The 19308-nt window shown below is 68.0% G+C and carries 19 protein-coding genes; 9 read left to right on the top strand and 10 right to left on the bottom strand.

The window, feature by feature from the left end; all coding sequences use genetic code 11:
- Nucleotides 1–164: 164 nt before the first annotated feature.
- Nucleotides 165–1337: an acyl-CoA dehydrogenase family protein gene (locus IU452_RS01680; RefSeq protein WP_195107062.1), complete on the top strand. Its 1173-nt coding sequence runs from the start codon at nt 165–167 to the stop codon at nt 1335–1337.
- Nucleotides 1338–1346: 9 nt separating this feature from the next.
- Nucleotides 1347–2480 carry an acyl-CoA dehydrogenase family protein gene (locus IU452_RS01675; protein ID WP_195107061.1) on the top strand — a complete coding sequence of 378 codons (1134 nt, stop codon included), beginning with the start codon at nt 1347–1349 and terminating at the stop codon, nt 2478–2480.
- 220 nt (nt 2481–2700) lie between these two features.
- On the opposite strand, the gene IU452_RS01670 is transcribed toward IU452_RS01675, so the two are convergent.
- A complete protein-coding gene (locus tag IU452_RS01670) occupies nt 2701–3222 on the bottom strand; it encodes a hypothetical protein (RefSeq protein WP_195107060.1) in 522 nt (173 codons plus the stop codon).
- Nucleotides 3223–3506: 284 nt separating this feature from the next.
- On the opposite strand from IU452_RS01670, the gene IU452_RS01665 reads away from it, so the two are divergent.
- On the top strand, nt 3507–3752 hold the full coding sequence (locus IU452_RS01665; RefSeq protein WP_195107517.1) for a hypothetical protein: 246 nt from the start codon (nt 3507–3509) through the stop codon (nt 3750–3752).
- A 57-nt stretch (nt 3753–3809) separates the two neighbouring features.
- Complete coding sequence (locus IU452_RS01660; protein WP_195107059.1) at nt 3810–4625, top strand: GNAT family N-acetyltransferase; 816 nt, start codon at nt 3810–3812, stop codon at nt 4623–4625.
- Here the strand turns inward: IU452_RS01660 and IU452_RS01655 are convergent.
- Together IU452_RS01655 and IU452_RS01650 are read right to left on the bottom strand one after the other, a co-directional pair.
- Nucleotides 4610–5074 carry an SgcJ/EcaC family oxidoreductase gene (locus IU452_RS01655; protein ID WP_195107058.1) on the bottom strand — a complete coding sequence of 155 codons (465 nt, stop codon included), beginning with the start codon at nt 5072–5074 and terminating at the stop codon, nt 4610–4612. The genes IU452_RS01660 and IU452_RS01655 overlap by 16 nt on opposite strands.
- Before the next feature lie 52 nt (nt 5075–5126).
- Nucleotides 5127–6671 carry an FAD-dependent monooxygenase gene (locus IU452_RS01650; RefSeq protein WP_195107057.1) on the bottom strand — a complete coding sequence of 515 codons (1545 nt, stop codon included), beginning with the start codon at nt 6669–6671 and terminating at the stop codon, nt 5127–5129.
- Between the two features lie 44 nt (nt 6672–6715).
- On the opposite strand from IU452_RS01650, the gene IU452_RS01645 reads away from it, so the two are divergent.
- The gene (locus IU452_RS01645) at nt 6716–7447 is read left to right on the top strand and encodes a TetR/AcrR family transcriptional regulator (RefSeq protein ID WP_195107056.1); all 732 of its coding nucleotides are present in this window, start codon (nt 6716–6718) and stop codon (nt 7445–7447) included.
- Between the two features lie 498 nt (nt 7448–7945).
- Here IU452_RS01645 and IU452_RS01640 read toward each other — a convergent pair whose 3' ends face one another.
- The 3 genes from IU452_RS01640 to IU452_RS01630 form a co-directional block, all read right to left on the bottom strand.
- Complete coding sequence (locus IU452_RS01640) at nt 7946–8650, bottom strand: phosphoribosyltransferase family protein (RefSeq protein WP_195107055.1); 705 nt, start codon at nt 8648–8650, stop codon at nt 7946–7948.
- Nucleotides 8647–8985 carry a hypothetical protein gene (locus tag IU452_RS01635; protein WP_195107054.1) on the bottom strand — a complete coding sequence of 113 codons (339 nt, stop codon included), beginning with the start codon at nt 8983–8985 and terminating at the stop codon, nt 8647–8649. Before IU452_RS01635 ends, IU452_RS01640 begins: the two co-directional genes overlap by 4 nt.
- A 114-nt stretch (nt 8986–9099) precedes the next feature.
- Nucleotides 9100–9861 (bottom strand): GAF and ANTAR domain-containing protein, encoded by a 762-nt coding sequence (locus IU452_RS01630; protein WP_195107053.1) that lies wholly within the window; start codon nt 9859–9861, stop codon nt 9100–9102.
- A gap of 156 nt (nt 9862–10017) precedes the next feature.
- Here IU452_RS01630 and IU452_RS01625 point away from each other — a divergent pair, with 156 nt between their 5' ends.
- Nucleotides 10018–10443 (top strand): pyridoxamine 5'-phosphate oxidase family protein, encoded by a 426-nt coding sequence (locus IU452_RS01625; RefSeq protein ID WP_195107052.1) that lies wholly within the window; start codon nt 10018–10020, stop codon nt 10441–10443.
- On the opposite strand, the gene IU452_RS01620 is transcribed toward IU452_RS01625, so the two are convergent.
- From IU452_RS01620 to IU452_RS01605, 4 genes are all read right to left on the bottom strand, one after another.
- Complete coding sequence (locus tag IU452_RS01620) at nt 10440–11363, bottom strand: hydroxymethylglutaryl-CoA lyase (RefSeq protein WP_195107051.1); 924 nt, start codon at nt 11361–11363, stop codon at nt 10440–10442. The genes IU452_RS01625 and IU452_RS01620 overlap by 4 nt on opposite strands.
- A complete protein-coding gene (locus IU452_RS01615) occupies nt 11360–12571 on the bottom strand; it encodes a CaiB/BaiF CoA transferase family protein (RefSeq protein WP_195107050.1) in 1212 nt (403 codons plus the stop codon). The genes IU452_RS01620 and IU452_RS01615 overlap by 4 nt, the downstream gene beginning before the upstream one ends.
- Nucleotides 12572–12772: 201 nt before the next feature.
- Entirely contained in the window at nt 12773–13711 is a 939-nt protein-coding gene (locus IU452_RS01610) for a TauD/TfdA dioxygenase family protein (RefSeq protein ID WP_195107049.1), read from the bottom strand.
- Nucleotides 13712–13796: 85 nt separating this feature from the next.
- On the bottom strand, nt 13797–14567 hold the full coding sequence (locus tag IU452_RS01605) for a deoxyribonuclease IV (protein ID WP_195107048.1): 771 nt from the start codon (nt 14565–14567) through the stop codon (nt 13797–13799).
- Between the two features lie 83 nt (nt 14568–14650).
- Here IU452_RS01605 and IU452_RS01600 point away from each other — a divergent pair, with 83 nt between their 5' ends.
- The 3 genes from IU452_RS01600 to IU452_RS01590 all read left to right on the top strand — a co-directional run bounded on the left by IU452_RS01600 (nt 14651) and on the right by IU452_RS01590 (nt 19229).
- The gene (locus tag IU452_RS01600; protein WP_195107047.1) at nt 14651–15847 is read left to right on the top strand and encodes a serine/threonine-protein kinase; all 1197 of its coding nucleotides are present in this window, start codon (nt 14651–14653) and stop codon (nt 15845–15847) included.
- An 89-nt stretch (nt 15848–15936) separates the two neighbouring features.
- A complete protein-coding gene (locus IU452_RS01595; RefSeq protein WP_195107046.1) occupies nt 15937–16704 on the top strand; it encodes an ABC transporter ATP-binding protein in 768 nt (255 codons plus the stop codon).
- Nucleotides 16704–19229: an ABC transporter permease gene (locus IU452_RS01590; RefSeq protein ID WP_195107045.1), complete on the top strand. Its 2526-nt coding sequence runs from the start codon at nt 16704–16706 to the stop codon at nt 19227–19229. Before IU452_RS01595 ends, IU452_RS01590 begins: the two co-directional genes overlap by 1 nt.
- Nucleotides 19230–19308 lie beyond the last annotated feature (79 nt).

Here is a 19308-nt window from a genome sequence, read left to right as displayed (position 1 = left end):
AGAAGACGAATCCGGCCTCCCCGCAGCAACGTACCAGTTCGCCGCCGGTTGTGCGGGCCCGGTCACGGTACCGATCCGCCGCGGCCGTTGTGATCCAGCCGACAACCCCTGATTACCGGGGGGTAAGTTCGATCACGGACATACGAACGCAGTGGGAGAAGCCCATGAAACTTGCCCTGTCACCCGACGAGGTGGCCTTCCGGGACGATCTGCGCCGGTTCTACCGGACCGAGATCCCGGCCGACATCCGCGACAAGGTGAAATACGGCCGCGAACTCTCCCGCGACGACATCGTCACCTCGCACAAGATCCTGCACGAACACGGCCTCGCGGTACCGAACTGGCCGACCGAATGGGGCGGCAAGGACTGGACGCCGATTCAGCGCCACATCTGGGAAGACGAACTGCAGCTGGCGTGCGTGCCCGAACCGTTGACCTTCAACGCCAACATGATCGGCCCGGTGATCGCCCAGTTCGGCTCTCAGGAGCTGAAGGAGCGGTTCCTACCGCCGACCGCGGCGCTGGACATCTGGTGGTGCCAGGGCTTCTCCGAACCCGACGCCGGTTCGGACCTGGCCGCACTGCGCACGACCGCGGTGCGCGACGGCGACTCTTATCTCGTCAACGGCCAGAAGATCTGGACCACCTCGGCCCAGTGGGCGGACTGGATCTTCTGCCTGGTGCGCACCGATCCCAACGCGCCCAAGAAGCAGGCCGGTATCTCGCTGCTGCTGTTCGACGTGAAATCTCCCGGTGTCACCATCCGGCCCATCAAGCTGATCGACGGCCACCACGAGGTGAACGAGGTCTTCTTCGAAAACGTCCGGGTGCCGGCCGATCAGCTGGTCGGCGAGGAGAACATGGGCTGGACCTACGCGAAATTCCTGCTCGGCAACGAACGTACCGGCATTACCGGTGTCGGCCGCACCAAGGTCCGGTTGGCGGTCGCGAAAGAGCATGCGGCACAGGTAAAATCGGGTAACGGCACGTTGCTGGAGGATCCGCTGTTCGCCGCCCGCGTCGCCGAGCTGGAGAACGAGTTGCTGGCGCTGGAGTTGACGCTGCTGCGGGTGGTCGCCAATTCCACCGAGGGCAAACCGAATCCGGCGTCGTCGGTGCTGAAGCTGCGCGGCTCGGAGTTGCAGCAGGCCGCGACCGAACTGTTGCTGGACATCGCGGGCCCGGACGCGCTGCCGGTGGGCACCGGCGATATCGCCTCCCCGGACTGGGCACAGCGCAGCGGTCCCGCCTACCTGAACTACCGCAAGACCACCATCTACGGAGGCTCGAGCGAGGTGCAGCGCACCATCATCGCCTCCACCATCCTCGGATTGTGAGGCGCTGTCATGGATTTCGAACTCACCGATGAACAGGTCATGCTGCGTGACACGGTCCGTGAACTGCTCGCGCGTGCCTACGACCCGGAATCCCGGCTGAAGGTGATCGACTCCGAGCTGGGCTGGAGCCGCGAGGTGTGGTCTCAGCTGGCCGAATTGGGCGTACTGGGCCTGAGTTTCGGCGAAGCGGACGGCGGTGTCGGTGCCGGACCGGTGGAGACCATGGTCGTCATGGAGGAGATCGGCCGTCGGCTGGCGCCGGAGCCACTGCTGGATGCGGTGCTGCTGCCGGGCGGTCTGGTCGCGCGGGCCGGAACCGAGCAGCAGCGGCAACGGGTGCTGCCGGAGGTGGTGGCCGGAACGAAACTGCTGGCCTTCGCGCACTCCGAACCCGGATCGCGCTGGCCCGCAACCGAAGTGGCGACCCAGGCCGCCGCAGATCCCGACGGTGACGGCTATCGGCTGACCGGGGTGAAAAACCCGGTGCCACACGGTGATTGCGCCGACGAGCTGGTGGTGAGCGCGGTGCTGCCGGGCGGCGCCAACGGATTGTTCCTGGTGGCGGCCGACGGGGAGGGGGTGGTCCGCAAGCCCTACCGGACCTTCGACCAGCGGCGCGGAGCGCAGCTCGAATTCGCCTCCGCCCCTGCCGAACTGCTCGGTGACACCCGTGATGCCACCGAGTCCATCGCGTCCGGCATCGGTGCCGCGCAGGCCGCCCTGTGCGCGGAGTCGGTCGGCGCGATGGCCGAGGCGCTGCGGCTGACGGCCGAATATCTGAAGACCCGCAAGCAGTTCGGCGTGACCCTGTCGAAGTTCCAGACGCTGACCCAGCGGGCGGCGAACATGTACGTGTCGCTGGAACTGGCACGCAGCATGAGCTACTACGCCACCGCCGCACTCGCCGACGGGGCCGGCGATCCGATCGTCTTCTCCCGCGCCCGCCTGCAGGTCGGGCGTTCGGCGCGCCACATCGGTCAGGAAGCGGTCCAGATGCACGGCGGCATCGGCATCACCACCGAATACCCGGTGAGCCACTACACCGCCCGCCTGACCGCCATCGAACGCACCCTCGGCGGCAGCCTCGAGCACCTCCAGGTCCTCACCCGCCGAGTAGCCCGCTACGACCTGGTCGAACTCTAGCCACCCAGCCGCACCCCTTCTCCGCACCCGCACCCCCACCAGCGCCTGCACGGGTTGCGGGTGCCAGCACGGGGTGCGGCTGAGATCGCCAGTGCGCCACCGGGGTCGACCAGTCGCCCGCGGCGCCGGATGTAGCCGCACCCGCTGTGTGCAGACGCACCCTGCGCAGGTGCTGGAGGGGGTGCGTTTGACAACGCGGGGTGCGGCTGTGGGTGGGCGCCTAGTTGGGGGTGGGGCGCATGTGGGTGGTTGAGGTCGGGGGGACCGGACGGGTGGTTGTGGGGGCCGGGCGGCTTTTGGATGTGGTGGTTTCGACGTCGTCGAACGGGTCGGTGGTCAGCGGCGGTTCCGTGGTGGTGGACGGTTCGGTTGTCCGGGTGGGGCTGCTGGTCGAGGAGGAACTGCCGAAGGAGGGGCGGGTGGTGGTCGAGGTGCTGCTCGGGGTGCTGGTGAGGGTGCGCCGGGGCGGGGCGTTGACGGCGATGCGCCACGTCGGCGAGGGCGGGATGACGATCGCGGGGGTCGTGGTGCCCGAGCGGCTGCCCGGAGGTGCGGACTGCAGATCCGCGTGTAGTGGCGGCGGCGCGACGTAGACGTCCTGACGGCCGAGGCCGCACGAACCGATCAGCACCAATCCGACCGATACCGCCCCGGCGGCGATCGCGGGGCCGGCCACCTTGGCGTTCAGGCGACGCGGGATGTCGTCGGCGCGATCCCCCGTGCTCGCCCTGCTGCCATCCATGAGTGTGCTGCTCCTCAAACTGTCTCGAGTGGGCCTCACCTTAATCGAGGCCGCATGTTCGGGCCAGGCATGCCGGTCGGTCGCAAAATACCCGCCGGTAATCTAAAACAGCGGCGATTCAGATATCGAATTGGTCACTTCGGCGTGTCGTGGACACGTGTCGTATGAAGATTTGGCAACGGAGACGTACCGTGTGAGCAAAGTTACACGTGAGACGCCTGAAAAGTACTGAGGGACACCGGGAATTTGCGGGCACCTCGCGAGGGCGTCATCGAGGAGAAGTGATGGGAGCATATTCGACATCCCCGCTGCGCGCGGTGTCGGAGAACGATTCGGGCCGTGCGGGATTCGGGGGGTGGGCGATCGTCTCCCGCGTGGCGGCCTGGATGATCTTCCTGGGCGGGCTGACCGGAGCAGTCCTCGGGATCGCGGGTCTGCGGGTGGAGGTCACCGTTGCCGGTCTGATTCTGGCCTGTACCGCCGGTCTGGTGCTGTTGAAGCTGCGCGCCGACAACCACGGCTCGGCCTGAGCGCGCTCACCGAAAAGCAGTGGGCGGCAGGGTCTTTCGCGCCTACTGTGAGCTGGTATGAGGATCGAGCTGACCGACGACGCAGCCGAGTTCCGGCGGCGCGCGGGGGAGTTTCTGTCACGTGATCCCTTGCGGCATACAGTGATTGCCACTGCCGTGGAGAACTTTGTCAGTGGGCTGAGCGGGGGTCCGGCATTGTTCGCCGCCGTATGTATCGACGGGGCGGTGATCGGGGTTGCCATGCAGACCGGAGCTCATGTCGTCGAACTGGGCGATGTGCCGGATCCGATCCTGCCCGAACTGGCGCTGGCGTTCGCGGAGCACGCTCCCGAAGCCTGCGGGGTCGAGGGCTCACCTGGAATTGCCCTGGTGTTTGCCGAACAGTGGACAACCCTGCGCGGCGGCAGGTTTCGGTTGGATGACGCCAGCCGCCTGTACCGCCTGGGCGAGTTGCGGCTACCCGCGGTGCCCGGAACCGCTCGCAGCGCAGTCGATTCCGATATCGAACTCTGCGTCCGGTGGCTGGCACGGATGCAGCGTGAAGTAGGGGTGGGCTTGGACAGAGCCGCCATCCGGTCCCGAATCGCGCTGGGGCGCCTGTGGTTGTGGGAGGATCGCGGCCGACCTGTGTCGCTGGTTGTCCATCAGACGCGCGCCTACGGCTGGACCCGCATCGGACCGGTCTACACCCCGCCCGAGACGCGCCGACGCGGGTACGCCGGAGCGCTGACCGCGCACGTGTCGAAGTTGTTGCACGACAAGGGCTCTCGGGTGTGCCTGTTCACCGATCTGGCGAATCCGACCTCGAACAGGATCTATCAGGCCATCGGCTACGAGCCGGTTCGCAATTTCGTCCGCTACGAATTCTGCTGAGCCGCCGCGGCAGGGACGATTCCGGAGGTCAGCGCCGCTTTGGTGGGGTCGATCGGGGTGTTCTGTGCCGCTGCCAACCACCAGCGCCCCTCTCGCTCGATCAGCGTGTACATCGCCATCTCGGAGAATGCGCCGGGATCTGTTGCCTGCCTGCGGATCTGGGTGACGACCACGCCGGGAGCCGGGCTGGCCGCGGCAACCACCTCGAACCGCGACGGCGGTGCGACCTGCCGGTCCATCAGCTGGTGGTGAATGGCGTTGAGCCGGTCGTAGCCGATCACGGTCGCGCCGAAGGGCGTGCCCCACAGCACATCGGTGGCGAACGAGTTGTCGTACAGGTCCGCATCGGCGGTCTCGCCCGCCCGCTGCAATTCCGCGGCCAACTCCCCGGCCACGGCGTGTGCCTGCGCCTCGGCGGCCTGGTCGCTCAGGGTGGGTCGCATGGTCATCTCTACCTCCGGTATCTCGTTGATGCCCCCAACGTAGAAGCTGAAGTTAACTTCAGGTCAAGTTCGCCGTGCGTGAAATGGAACGATGGCCCAGGATCTGGTCGACGGCCGCGCGAAGTGCGCTCCCGGGATCCCCGGGCAAACTGGTGGCACGCCAGGCCACCACCTGATCGGGCCGGACCAGCACAGCACCGGCGGGTTCCAAACCCGCTGCAGAGCACCAGGTTTCGTCGAGTTCATGTACTCGCACGGGTAGTGCCGGGTCTCGCCACGGTGCGCCCGCAGGCCCGGTGAGCAGCGTGAACTCGGTGTCGACCAGGTCCAGTGTGGAGCGGCCGTCGGGCAGGAACCGATGGGGTATCCGGGTACCGGGCCGACCGGTCAGATCCAGCCGCTCCATCGTGTGCGGGCTGCCGTCGTCGAGAAACGCACCCGACGGATACCGGGTACCGAGGATGAGGGCGATCGGATCGGCCAGCGGAGTTCCGTCGATGGACTCGCGGGTCATGGTGCGCAGGTTGCCCGTTCGGATGCTGGACTGGTCGGCGATGTACCAGCCGATCGGGTGGCGTTCGTCGTGATAGCTGTCGAGCAGGGACGGATCGGCGTCGCCGCGCAACACCAGCGCCAGCTTCCAGGCCAGGTTGTGCGCGTCCTGGATGCCGGTGTTGGCGCCTGCGGCCGCGTACGGCGGCATCACGTGGGCGGCGTCGCCCGTCAGGAACACCCGGCCCGCGCGGTACCGGTCGGCGACGAACATGCCGGACTCCCAGGGCAGTACGCTCAGCACCTCGATGTCGACATCCGGGACGCCGATGGCCTCCCGCAGGACCCGCGGCCACTCGGCGGCGGGACGATCGATGCCCTGGTCGCTCATGAAGATCCAGCGATGGGCTCCGTCGACCGAGGCGAAAGCACCGGGCGCGCGGTCGTTTTCGATCTGGCAGAGGTTGAATTCCCGCCCGCGTACCAGATCCGACAGGTCGGCACGGAAGTACACGTTCACCGCCCGGCCGAGGGTGCCGCGGCCGCTGCGGGTAATGCCCAGCCGTTGCCGGATCGGGCTCCCTGCGCCGTCGGCGGCGAGGACGTAATCCGCCCGTAACTGTCCGACCGAACCGTCGAGCGCGCGCAAGGTTGCGGTGATTCCCGTTGCGTCCTCGGCGAATTCGGTGCATTCGACGCCGAAGCGGATATCGCAGCCGCGGGACTGGCCGAGGCGGCGCAGTGTCGGTTCCAGGAGATCCTGCGCGCACAGACAACCCCATTCCGGTGAGATCGTGTCCCAGTCGGGGAGGCCGCCGGGCAGGTCGAACGGCAATTGCGTCGCTTGCGCCAGCGTGGGCCCGGCCGCCACCGCCTGGTATTCGGCGAGGTCGGCGGCCGCCTCCATGACGTCGTCGGCGATGCCGAGCTGCCGAAACAGCTCCATGGTTCGCATGTTGATACGCCGCGCCTTCGGCTGGGGCGAGGTGTCGGTCCGCCGCTCCACCAGGGTCGCGGGCACGCCGTGATGCTGCAGAAACAACGCCGCCGCCAGGCCGACCAGCCCGCCGCCGACGATCAGGACGCGAGATGAGTGTACGTTGTACGCCATGTGTACGTTGTACACCAATGATTGAATGCGGGCAAGGAGGTGTCATGACGGAGGAGGCGCCGGGGCCGCTCATCTGGTCCCTGCCCGAACCGCCCGGCCGGCCCACGACCAGCCTGAGCCGGGCCGATATCCTGCGCGCCGCGTTGGCGATCGCCGATGCCGAGGGGGCGCGCGCGCTGACCATGCGCCGGGTGGCGACGGCGGTAGGGGCCTCGACCCCGATGTCTCTGTACCGCTATGTCGGCAGCAAGGACGGTCTGGTGGATCTGATGATCGACGCGGTCTACGGCGAAATACCGTTGCCCGCAACGCCTCCGGTGCACTGGCGTAGCGGTCTGGAAACCCTGGCGCTGGACACGTGGGACGTGATTCAGCGTCACCTGTGGTTCGGTGAGCTGGTACATACACGGCCGCCGTTGGGCCCCAATGCGCTGCGCTACTTCGACTTTCGGTTCGCGCTCCTGGAGCCGCTCGGCCTGTCCGCCGACGACCTGACCCTGATCACCGGCGCCGTCGACGGGCATATCGTCGGTGCCGCGCTCCAGGCCGCCGAGGAACTGCGCATGCGGACCCGCGCGGGCCTGACCACCGACGAGGAACTCGACGCCGCCGCGCGCCCCCTGGTGGAGCCGATGCTGGCCGACGGCCGCTACCCGGCCTTCACCCGCTGGTACCGCGCCCGCACCGGCGCGGGCCCCGCCGACCCGATCGCCTGGACCCTGGGCTGCCTCCTGGACGGCCTCACCGAACGCCTGGGCCTGCCGAAGTCCCCCTGAAACACCCGGCCCGGCCTGAACCCCTACGCCATTCCGGCGCGCTTCTGGCCGGAATGTACTGCGGTCCCGGCCAAAAGCGTGCCGGGATGACGAGTGAGCGCGTCGGGGCGACGAGTAGGTGCCGGGATGACGAGTGGGTGCGCCGGGACGCGTGGGCGCGCGGGGATCGCGTGGACGCGCCGGGATGACGAGTGGGCACGCGCCGGCACGACGCGTGCACGCGCCGGAACACGAGTGGGCGCGTCGGGATGACGATTGGGCGCGCTGAGATGACGAGTGGGTGCGCCGGGACGCGTGGGCGCGCGCCGGGACGACGTGTGGATGCGCCGGAACACGAGTGGGCGCGTCGGAATGACGGGTGGCGCGCCGGGATCACGAGTGGCGTGCCGGAATGACGAATGGGCGTGCCGGGATGACGAGTGGCCATGCCGGATTACGAGTGGTCATGCCGGGATTACGAGCAAGCACGTCGCGCCGACGGGGTTGGCGGAGGAGGGGTCAACCCGCTCGGCGGGGGGCGCAGGAGGTTAGTTCGCCGGGGCGGGGACGGTGTAGGAGGTTGTAGATGTCCTCGTCGTCGATCGGTTCGAAGTTGCGGTAGTGGTCGGCGATGTTGTCGAGGTGGTCGGGGGTGTGCAGGCAGACGACCTTGTCGGCGTCGCCGGTGAGGGCTTCGATGGCGGGGGTGGCGGCGACCGGGGTGGCGAAGACGACTCGGATCGAACCGTGGGCATAGGCGGCTCGGCAGGCGGCACGCGCCCGCGCGGCGCAGGTCAGGCCCTCGTCGACGATCACGACCGTGCGCCCGGCAAGGCCGCCGCGCGGGCGCAGGCTCCGGAACCGTTCTATTCTGCGCCGCAACGCATCTCGTTCGTGCCGCTCGATCCGGGTCAGCTCGGAGGCCTCGGTGGGCAGGGCGCGCGCTCGATCGTGGTCGACCACCCGCACACCGCGCTCGGCGATCGCGCCGAACGGCGGAGTCGATCGCCCCGGACGCAGATCGTGGACGACCATCACGTCGAGTAGCACGCGCAGGCGCGCCGCAATCTCCGCGGCCACGGCGACACCGCCGCCCGCCAGGCCGACGACCACCACGTCGGGGCCGCGGAAGGCCATCAGATGCCCGGTCAGGCGCCGACCGGCGTCACGACGATCGAGGAACAGCATGAAGCCCTCCTGGGGGATCGTAGGAACGAAACTCATCTGCGCCGTTTACGTCTCATCGGTGGTGGTAGTTCAGGCGGCTCCGGATCGCGTTCCAGGACCAGCACGGCCAGGCCGGCGTCGCGGATCAGCATGTCCAAATCGTCGAGCAACCCCGTGACCGCGTCGCTGGCCGCGCGGATCTCTCGTTCGCTGCTGTCGTGCTGCTCGAAAACGGCACGGAGCGTGTGCAATTGCAATCCGACATCGAATAAATGCCGCACCAAGCGGTCGCTCAGGTTGGCGAATTCCGCGCGATCGGCCCCCCGCCCGTCTCGAAAAAAGCCCTGGGGCACAAGGAACTCTGGATCGACACCACCATTCGCAGGATCCACTTTTCCTCCAGAGTCGTGAACCTGTAGAGGTTCAGAGCCGCGCTTCGGGACTCGGGAAGACAACGTGGCAATTCTACGTCGATGCTGGTTCGCCGGGTGCGAAACGGACATGATCTACAGCCGTCGAGGATCGTCGGGAAGGTCGAAATGCGTTGCGTCGGGCGCGGTTCCGGTGACGGAGCGGATCAGGTCGGCGGCCAGCTCGGCAACCCGGACGTTGCGGCGCTGGGAGGCGGTCCGCAGGATGTCGAAGGCCGCCGTGCGGGTACATCGCCGCTGTCCCATCACGATGCCCAGGGCCTGATCGATGACCGACCGCGAGGCCAGCGCGGCCTGGAGTTGCCCGGTCAGCCGGGCCTGACGGGACCGCTCGATCGCTGCCGCCAACAAGGTGCTGGTGTGCGAGCCGGCCAGGGTGATGGCGTGGCGCGCAGCGGAGTCGAAGGCATCCGCACGCCGCGCATACAGATTGAACGCGCCGATCGCGGAGTCGCGGACCGTCAGCGGCTGGGAATAGATCGACCTGATGCCGTGCTCGAGCATCCGCGCCGGATAGTCCTCCCATCGGTGCTCGGCCGCCACATCGGAAATCAATACTGGTTGACCGGTTTGCATGGCCTCCGGGCAGGGGCCGATGTCGGCCCGTAACTGGATATCCTCGACCAGCGCGGCGTGCATCCCGCTCGATGCGACGACGATCGTTTCACTGCCGCGCAGCAGCGTGATCCCCACCAGCGGATGGCCGGGCAGCATGCGGGCCGTGATGTCGGCGAGATCGGGTAACGCCTCGTCGAGGGAGGTAGCCGAGAGCACCAGTGCCGTCAACTCCCATAGCCCGAGGGCGAACTCGCCCGGCTCGAATCGTTTCGCGGACATAAGCGACCACCCCTCGCCGGATCCACACGTCGTCCTCCGGCACCGGGTCGGTACCGTACAGTTGTACCATTTCGTAATTCCGTCCAACAATAACGGAATACCTTGGAAACCAGCACAACTCGCGCCAATCGGTACCGCGAGACGGATAATCGGTCTATGGCGGACCACGGCGAGCGGGAGCTGCGCGAACTGACGAACGGCGACTCCCTGCGGCTGCTGGGATCGGTGCGGTTCGGTCGGCTGGTCTTCGCGCGGCACGCGTTGCCGACCATTCGGCCGGTCAACCACATCGTCGACGGCGAAGAGGTGATCATCCACGCCAATCTCGGGATCGTGCCGCTGCACGCCGATCGGCAGGTGGTCTCCTACGAGGCCGACACCATCGACCATCACACCCAGCTGGGATGGTGCGTGATCCTGACCGGCACGGCCGAGGCCGTGACCGATCCGGAGGAGATCGCACGCTACGAACGGCTGATCGATCCGTGGCTGCCGGGGGCCCGGCATCGGATCGTGCGCATCCACCCGGATATCGTGACCGGAATCGAGCTGGTGGGGAAGGTACAGGTTCCGGGGTCCTAGCGGCGCACGACCCATTCGAAGGCCGCCGCCTCCGAGCGCGCGCCCTCGGCGGCGCGGGAGCGGTTGGGCTCGGCCAGTTCGGCGAGCAGTCCCTCCGAGAGCCGGACCAGCTCGGCCAGCGTCTGCGGTGTGAACCAGCGTGGCCGGGTGGCGAACAGGAGGTCCTCGGTCGAGGTGTTGCCACTGGCGCCCGGCGCGAATGGGCAGCCGCCCAGGCCGCCCAGCGAGCCGTCCACCATCGTCGCGCCCGCCGCCAGTGCGGCCAGGGAATTGGCCACCCCCATGCCCCAGGTGTCATGGCCGTGAAAGACTATGCGGCGCTGAGGAGTTCGGGTACGTACCGCTTCGACCAGGGCGCTCACCTGGGCGGGATGGGCCTGGCCGAGGGTATCGGCCAGCACGATATCGGTCGCGCCGTCGGTACGGGGGTCGGCGGCGATCGCCAGCACGCGTTCGGGATCGACCGGACCCTCGAACGGACAAGTGAAGGCCGTGGCCAGGCACAGCTGGATGGCGCCGCCGGCGTCGTGGGCGAGCCGGATGGCGTCGGGCATGGCGGCCACGCTGTCCTCGGTGCTGCGGCCGATATTGGCCTTGTTGTGCGCGTCCGACACCGACAGGCAGTACTGGAAGTTCCGCACACCGGCCGTCGCCGCGCGTTCCACTTGGCGCGGCGTCGCCACCCATACCCAACACCGTTGCAGCTGTTCGGGTTCGAGGGCGGAGACCAGCTCCATGGTGTTGGCCATCGGGGGGACGAGGTCCGGGCGGGCCATCGAACCGATCTCCAGCGCGGGCACGCCGAGTCCCAGCAGCGTCCGGGCGATCTCGATCTTGCGCTCGGTCGCCAGCACCTTGCCGGTCAACTGCAACCCGTCGCGCAACGTCACGTCGCGCAGCATCGCCGAGGTGTCGGTCATGGCATCTCCAGGGCGTCGATCTCGGCGTCGGACATGCCGAGCAGTCCCGACAGCACCTCTCGGGTGTGCTCGCCGAGATCGGGTCCGACGGTGCGGATGGGCAGTGAGCGGTCGCCGATCACCGGCACGATGCCGGGGAAGCCGACCTGTTTGGGCTCCGGCTCACCCACGTCCACCGCGAACGGCTGAATCATGTTGCGTGCCCGGTACTGCGAATCGGCGACGATATCGGCGGCGGTGTAGATCGGGCCGCAGGGTATCGCCGCATCCTCCAGAATCTTCAGGGCCTCGTCGCGGGAGTGTTGGCGGGTCCATTCGGCGATGGCGGCATCCAGACGGTCGCGGTGGCGCCAGCGGCCCGCGTTGTCCTGCAGTTCCGGGTCGTCCGCCAGATCCGGGCGCTCGATCACCTGCATATAGCGCCGGAAGATGGCATCGCCGTTGCCGCCGATGATGATGCTGGTGCCGTCGTTACAGGGGTACGCATTGCTGGGGGCGATGCCCTCCATGCGGCCGCCGACGCGTTCGCGCCGGATGCCGTAGGCCAGGTAGTCGGGCACCAGCGACTCCATCACCGACAGGATGGACTCGTTGAGCGCCACGTCGATCACCCGCTGCGACAACGGAATCGGTTCGCTCGCGCGGCCACGCTGGAACAGGGCCATGACCGTGCCGAAGGCGGCGTAGATTCCCGCGATCGAATCACCGATCGACACACCGACCCGCACCGGCGGCCGGTCCGGGTCGCCGACCAGTTCGCGCAGGCCGCCGACGGCCTCGGCCACCGCCGCGAACCCCGGGCGCCGGGCCATCGGGCCGGTCTGTCCGTAGGCGGAGATGCGGGTGACGACCAGGTCCGGATTCGCTTCGTCGAGCGCCTCCGGCCCGAGTCCCCACTTCTCGAGCATGCCGGGGCGGAAGTTCTCCAGCAGGACATCGCAGTGCCGGATCAGTCGCAGCACGACGGCGCGGCCCGCCTCGGTGCGCAGATCCAGGGTGATCGACTTCTTGTTCCGGTTGACCGTGCGATACAGCATCGAGGTGTCGCCGCCGTAGAGCCGCCACCTGCGCAGCTCGTCCCCGGTCTGCGGCCGCTCGACCTTGATCACCTCGGCCCCGAAGTCTCCCAGGATCCGCCCGGCGGTCGGCGCGGCGATGTAATTGCCCAGTTCGAGAACCCGAACCCCGTCCAGCGGCCGAATATCCATAAGGAGATTCAAACAGCTGTGTTCGATGGCGCCGCCTCCGGCGTCGCGGGTTTGCGGCGCCCTGGTGGCTCGTCGTTCGAGGGCCGCTGCTTGCTCCTTCGTCGCCTACGCAGCGACCCTCGAACGACGAGCCGCGCCGCAAACCGTGCGTGGTTGCTCGAGTGCAGGTGGACTGTATTTCCCCGGTCATAGCCGACCCAGTCAGGCGGCCCCGGAGGTCTTTTCGACGATCGAGTAGTGCTCGGCGTTGCCTGTGATCACCGTGCTGGGGGTGCCGTCGACGCCGACGGGGATGTCGCCGGCGAGGGTGATGCGGGTGAGTTTGCGGTGTTCGGTGGGGTCGTAGTCGTCGATGGCATAGTGCTGGGTGGCGCGGTTGTCCCAGATGGCGACGTCGCCGGGGGACCAGTTCCAGCGGGTGGTGTGTTCGAGGCGGGTGACGCGGTCCTGGAACAGTCGGAACAGGGTGTGGGATTCGGCGGTGGTCACGCCCACGAAATGTTTGACGAAATGGCCCAGGAGCAGGGCGCGTTCGCCGGTTTCGGGGTGGACGCGCACCACCGGATGCTCGGTCTCGTAGTAGGAGGACTCGAATTCGGCGCGGTAGGCGCGGGCGTTCTCGTCGGGCGAGTCGTCCTGGGCTGCGGCGTAGTCGTATTGGTTGGTGTGCCGGGCGCGCAGGCTCTCGGCCAGCCGCCGCAGCGGATCGGGCAGCGAGTTGTAGGCGGCGACGGTGGAGGCCCAGGTGGTCGAGCCGCCGTAGCCGGGCAGGGTGACCGCCCGCAGGATCGACGCCTTCGGAATGCGATCGACGAAGGTGACATCGGAGTGCCAGCTGTTGGCGCGGCCGTGGTGCGAGTCGATGGCCAGGCTCTTCACCCCGTGCGAGGTGACCGTCGGATGTGGCGTGGTCGGCGTGCCGAGCAGCCGCGCGAACTCGTACTGCCCGTCCTCGGTCAGATGGCGCTGATCGCGGAAGAAGATCACCTTGTGCTCATTGAGCGCGGCCCGGATCAGCGCGACCGTGTCGAGGCTCAGGTCCCCGCCCAGCCGAATGCCCTCGAGACGGGCGCCGATGTGTGTGCCGAGTTTGACCACCCGCACGGCAGTCGCGGTGTCTGCTGCGTAATCGACGGACATACAGGGCCTTTCCTCGAACCAGAGCTGGTTCGAGGACACCACGGCACGAACGAAACGGACAGGATTACGGTCAGTCGGATCCGATCTATCCCACGTGTTCGCGCAGGTACGCCAGATCATCGGCCAACCCCTCGGCCGGAGTCTCCAGCACGACCGGCGCATCGGCGGTGCGGCACACCTCGGCCAGCAGCTGCGGATCGATGGTGCCGTCGGCGAAATTGGCGTGCCGGTCGGCGCCCGAATTGAACTCGTCGCGGGAGGAATTCAGGTGCACCAGGTCGATGCGGCCGGTGATCGCCTTGATGCGGTCCACGACGCCGATCAGCTCCTCACCGCCCGCCCAGGCATGGCAGGTGTCCAGGCAGAAACCGGCACCGTAGTCGCCCACCGCATCCCACAGCCGGGCGATGGAATCGAAATGCCGTGCCATGGCGTGATTTCCGCCCGCGGTGTTCTCGATCAGGATGGGCACCGCGAAGCCGCCCTTATCCTTTTGACGCTCGAACAGCTTGCGCCAGTTGTCGATTCCGGCCTCGATCTCGGCGTCGGAGCGTACGTGCCCGCCGTGCACGACCAGCCCGAAGGCACCCAGATCGGCCGCGGCCTGCGCCTGCTGCGCCACCGCATTGCGCGAGGGCATGCGCAGCCGGTTGTTCGTGCTGGCCACGTTGATCTGATACGACGAGTGCACCACCACATCGATCGGGCTGGCCTTGATCTGCTCGGCCCGCGGGTGCGGCTGCGGCTTTTCCCAGCCCTGCGGGTCGATCACGAACATCTGGATGACCTCGGCGCCCAGTCGCTCACCGAAGCCGATCGGATCACTGTCTTGCCGGACGTGTGCTCCAATGCGCATGGTGTCAGAGCGTATCGGTAGCCACCGACAAGGTCGGATCGGACTGCTATGGTTTCGGTGTTTTACGGGAAGTGGGAGCTTGCATGCTGGCCAACGGTGACGTCCTCGCCGGCTATGTCATCGAGCGGGTACTGGGCCGCGGTGGCATGGGATCGGTCTACCTGGCCAAACATCCCCGATTGCCCCGGATGACAGCCCTGAAGCTGCTCAACCGCGAGATGGTGTCCGACAGCGAGATTCGTGCCCGCTTCGAACGCGAGGCCGATCTGGTCGCCCAGCTGGACCATCCGAATATCGTCACCGTCTACGACCGCGGGCTCGAGGACGGCCAGCTGTGGATCTCGATGCAGTACATCGACGGTATCGATGCGGCCAGCGTCGACCCGCGTAAGCTACCGCCGGAGCGGGCGGTGCAGATCATTGCCGAGGTCGCCGAGGCGCTGGACTACGCGCACCGCAACGGTGTGCTGCACCGGGACGTGAAACCGGGGAACATGCTGCTGGCGCGCTCGACCGGGGGTAAGGGCGAGCGGGTCTACCTCACCGACTTCGGCATCGCCCGGCTGCGCGACGACGGGGGGCATCTGACGCAGACCGGGACGTTCACCGCGACGCTGGCCTACGCCTCGCCCGAACAGCTCACCGGTGCCCAACTCGACGGCCGGTCGGATCAGTATTCGCTGGCCTGCAGCCTGTTCTGGCTGTTCACCGGGAGCGGCCCGTTCCCCGCACCCAATCCGGCGGCGGTGATCCGCGGACATCTGCAGGGTCCGCCCCCGCCGTTGAGCAGCGTGCGGCCCGGCCTGCCGTCGGCGCTGGACGGCGTCCTGCTGAAGGCCATGTCGAAGCGGCCCGACGACCGCTTCGGCACCTGTGCCGAATTCGCGGCCGCCGCCCGCCGCGCCTTCGCCCCGCCCAGCGCGCCGTCCATGCCGGTGCCCGGGCGTCCCTTCACCGGTCCGGCGATGCCGACGCAGGGGCGGCCCGCGACGGGGCCGGGAATGCCGATGGCCCCGCGTCCGGCGACCGGCCCCGCCAACCCGACCGTCCCGCCGCCCGCGGGCGTACGGTCGGCGACCCCGCCACCGCAGCCGGTCTACCGGTCGAATCCGCAGTATCCGCAGCCCACCCCCGGCCTCGCGCCGATGCGGCCGGTGCTCCCGCCGAGCACGTACAAGCGCAAGTCCAGTGCCGGGCTGATCCTCGGGATCATCCTCGGCGCGGTGGTTCTGCTGGTCGTGGTGCTGGTCGTCGTGGCCGCGCTGTCCAGCGGCGCCTAGGGAGATCTCCGCGGATTCGGGACTCCGCCCTGGGTATTGGGGGACATTCCGGATGGCGCGAGACTCGAGGTGCCGCAACACTGGAGGGCATGACTGCCGATGCCCTGGGCACCGAACCCGCTCTATCCACCACGGCCGCGGCCCGTGCCACCGATCTGGTCAAGCTGTACGGGTCGGGTGACACCCAGGTCCGCGCGCTGGACGGGGTGTCGGCCGAATTCGCCCAGGGCGAATTCACCGCGATCATGGGCCCGTCGGGGTCCGGGAAGTCCACCCTCATGCACTGCCTGGCCGGGCTCGACAGCGCCACCTCCGGCACCGTGCACATCGGCGACACCGCGCTGACCGGGCTGTCGGACAAGCAGATGACGCAGCTGCGCCGCGACCGGGTCGGCTTCGTATTCCAGGCGTTCAACCTGGTGCCGACGCTGACGGCCCTGGAGAACATCACGCTGCCGCTGGACATCGCGGGCCGCAAGGCCGATCAGGGCTGGCTGGAGACGGTGATCAAGCGGCTCGGCCTCGGCGACCGGCTCGGGCACCGGCCCAGCGAGCTGTCGGGCGGGCAGCAGCAGCGAGTGGCGTGCGCACGGGCACTGTCGGCCAAGCCCGACATCATCTTCGGCGACGAGCCGACGGGCAACCTGGACTCGCGCTCGTCCGGTGAGGTGCTGTCGATCCTGCGCGCGGCCGTGGACGAATTCGGGCAGACCGTGGTCATCGTGACCCACGAACCGCATGCCGCGGCCCACGCCGACCGGGTGGTGTTCCTCGCCGACGGCCGCATCGTCGACGAAATGCGCGAGCCCACCGCGGATTCGGTGCTGGATCGGATGAAGTCGCTGGAGAACCTGTAATGGCGAGCAATCCCATGCGCAAGGTGGCCTTGCGCAACCTCGCCGCGCACAAGCTGCGGCTGGCGCTGACGGTGTTGTCGGTAGTCCTCGGAACCGCCTTCATCGCAGGATCGTTCGTCTTCACCGACACCCTGCAGCGCACCTTCGACGGGATCTTCGCCCAGCAGGCCAAGGGCGTCGATGTGCGGGTGAGCCCGCAGGAGCGGCCTTCGCTGGGCGTTCCGGTGGCGGCGCTGGACAAGGTGTCCGGTCTGGCGGGCGTGCGTGCCGTCGCTCCCGGCGTCAACGGCCCGGTGGTGCTGCTGAAGGACGGCCGCGCGGTGCAGACCGGTGGCGCGCCGAGTTGGGGCCAGTCCTATATACCGCCGGAGCGAGCTGTCTCCGAGCCGGAGAAGATCGTGGCCGGCGCGGCTCCGGCGAAGCCGGGCGAGATCGCGCTCAACTCCGAGGGTGCCGAGAAGGCCGGATTGAAGGTCGGCGACAAGGCCAAGGTGCTGATTCCCTCCAAGAGCACCGTCGATGTCACCGTCAGCGGCATCTACACCGTTCCCTCCGATACCGGCGGCTTCATCGGCCTGCTGTTCGATGATCAGCAGGCGCGCCAGCTGTTCGCCGACGAGCACCACGTGGCCTATATCGACGTCGCGGCGGCACCGGGCGTGAAGGTCGACGAGCTGCGCGACGAGATCGCCAAGGCGCTACCCGGCTACAAGGTGCAGAACGGTGACCAGGTCCGCGAGGATATGAAGTCGCAGCTCGGCAACGCCTTGAAGTTCGTCAACTACTTCCTGCTCGCCTTCGGTGCGATCGCCCTGCTGGTGGGCACGTTCATCATCTACAACACCTTCTCGATGATCGTCGCGCAGCGGCTGCGTGAGCTGGCACTGTTGCGCGCGGTGGGTGCGAGCCGTCGTCAGGTGGGCCTGTCGGTGGTGTCGGAGGCGCTGGTCATCGGACTGATCGGCAGCGCGGTCGGGCTGGGCGCCGGAGTCGCGTTGGCCTTCGGACTGTCGGGGCTGCTCAACGCCTTCGATCTCGGGCTGCCGACCGGTGCCATGTCGGTGCAGCCGCGCACTGTCCTGGTGGCGCTCGGGGTCGGCGTCCTGGTGACAGTGCTCAGCGCATACGCCCCGGCGCGGCGGGCGGCGAAGATCCCGCCCGTGGAAGCGATGCGGGAGGAGTTCGCCTCGGTCGGCGAGTCGCTGCGGGTACGGACCCTGGTCGGCGGTGTGCTGGGGGTCGCGGGTATCGGGCTGGCCGTGTGGGGTGCCCAGTCGACCGGCGGCGATGCCGCCCGGACGGTCGGAATCGGCGCGGGCGCACTGATAGTGGCGATTCTGCTGGCCTTGCCGTGGTTGTCGCGCCCGGTGGTGGGGACTCTCGGACTGGGGGTCGGTGCGCTGGGGCCGATCGGCCGGATGGCGCGTAACAATGCGGTGCGCAACCCGCGCCGCACGGCGGCAACCGCTTTCGCGTTGACCCTCGGGCTGATGCTGGTATCGGCGATCGGCATGTTCGGTGCCTCCGCCAAGGCCAGCATCGGTGAGCTGGTGGACAAGGGCGTGAAGGCCGACTACATCCTGGCCGGGCCGACCGGCAGTTTCGTCGGTGTGCCGATGGCGGCCGGTGACGCCGTGAAATCCGTTCCCGGCGTGCGTGACGTGGTCGCCATCCGGGGCACCAATCTGAAGATCGGCACCGACTCGCTCGTCGCGACCTCACCCGAGGGACCGCTGGACGCGGTGCTGAACTATGAACTGCGACAGGGCTCCCGCACCCTCTCCGACACCGATGTCCTGGTGTCGGAGAGCGAGGCGAAGGACCGGAACTGGCAGCTGGGGCAGACCGCCGAGCTGACCAGCGTGGACAACAAGAAGATCCGGCTGACCGTGTCCGGCATCTACAAGGACACCCAGCTGCTCGGGAAGCTCGTCGTGCCGGCCGCCGTCTACGACCAGGTCACGCCGGTGTCGTTCCGCAGCGATTTCCTCGTGCTGATCGCCGCCGCGCCCGGGGCGGATCTGTCCGCGATGCGCACCGGCCTGGAGAAGGCGACCGAGCAATTCGCCATCGTGCAGGTTCAGGATCACGAGCAGTTCAAGGGAGCCCAGGGGCAGCAGATCAACACCATGCTGGCCATCCTGTACGGACTGCTGGCGCTGGCGGTCGTGATCGCCGTCCTCGGCATCGTCAATACGCTCGCCCTGTCGGTCGTGGAGCGGCGCCGCGAGATCGGAATGCTGCGCGCGGTCGGCATGCAGCGGCCGCAGGTGCGCCGGTCGGTCTACCTGGAGTCGATGCTGATCGCCGTGTTCGGTGCGGTGGTCGGCGTGGTGCTCGGGCTGAGCCTGGGCGTCGGATTCCTGCGCACGCTACGGGATCTGGGGATCGAGGAGATCGCGGTGCCCTGGACCCAGATCGTGGTGATGCTCGTCGGATCCGGTGCGGTGGGTGTGCTGGCCGCACTGTGGCCCGGTATCCGGGCCGCCCGCACCCCGCCGCTGGCCGCCATCGCCGACCTCTGAGGGGCGCGAGCCTCACCCCGGATCGCGGAAACGGCCGCGTAGGATGCGAAGCGCTTACTTGTTTGCCCGGTTCGTTCGC

The organism is Nocardia transvalensis (assembly GCF_015477765.1).
GTDB lineage: Bacteria > Actinomycetota > Actinomycetes > Mycobacteriales > Mycobacteriaceae > Nocardia > Nocardia transvalensis_A.
This window is presented reverse-complemented; position numbering and strand designations above follow the sequence as displayed.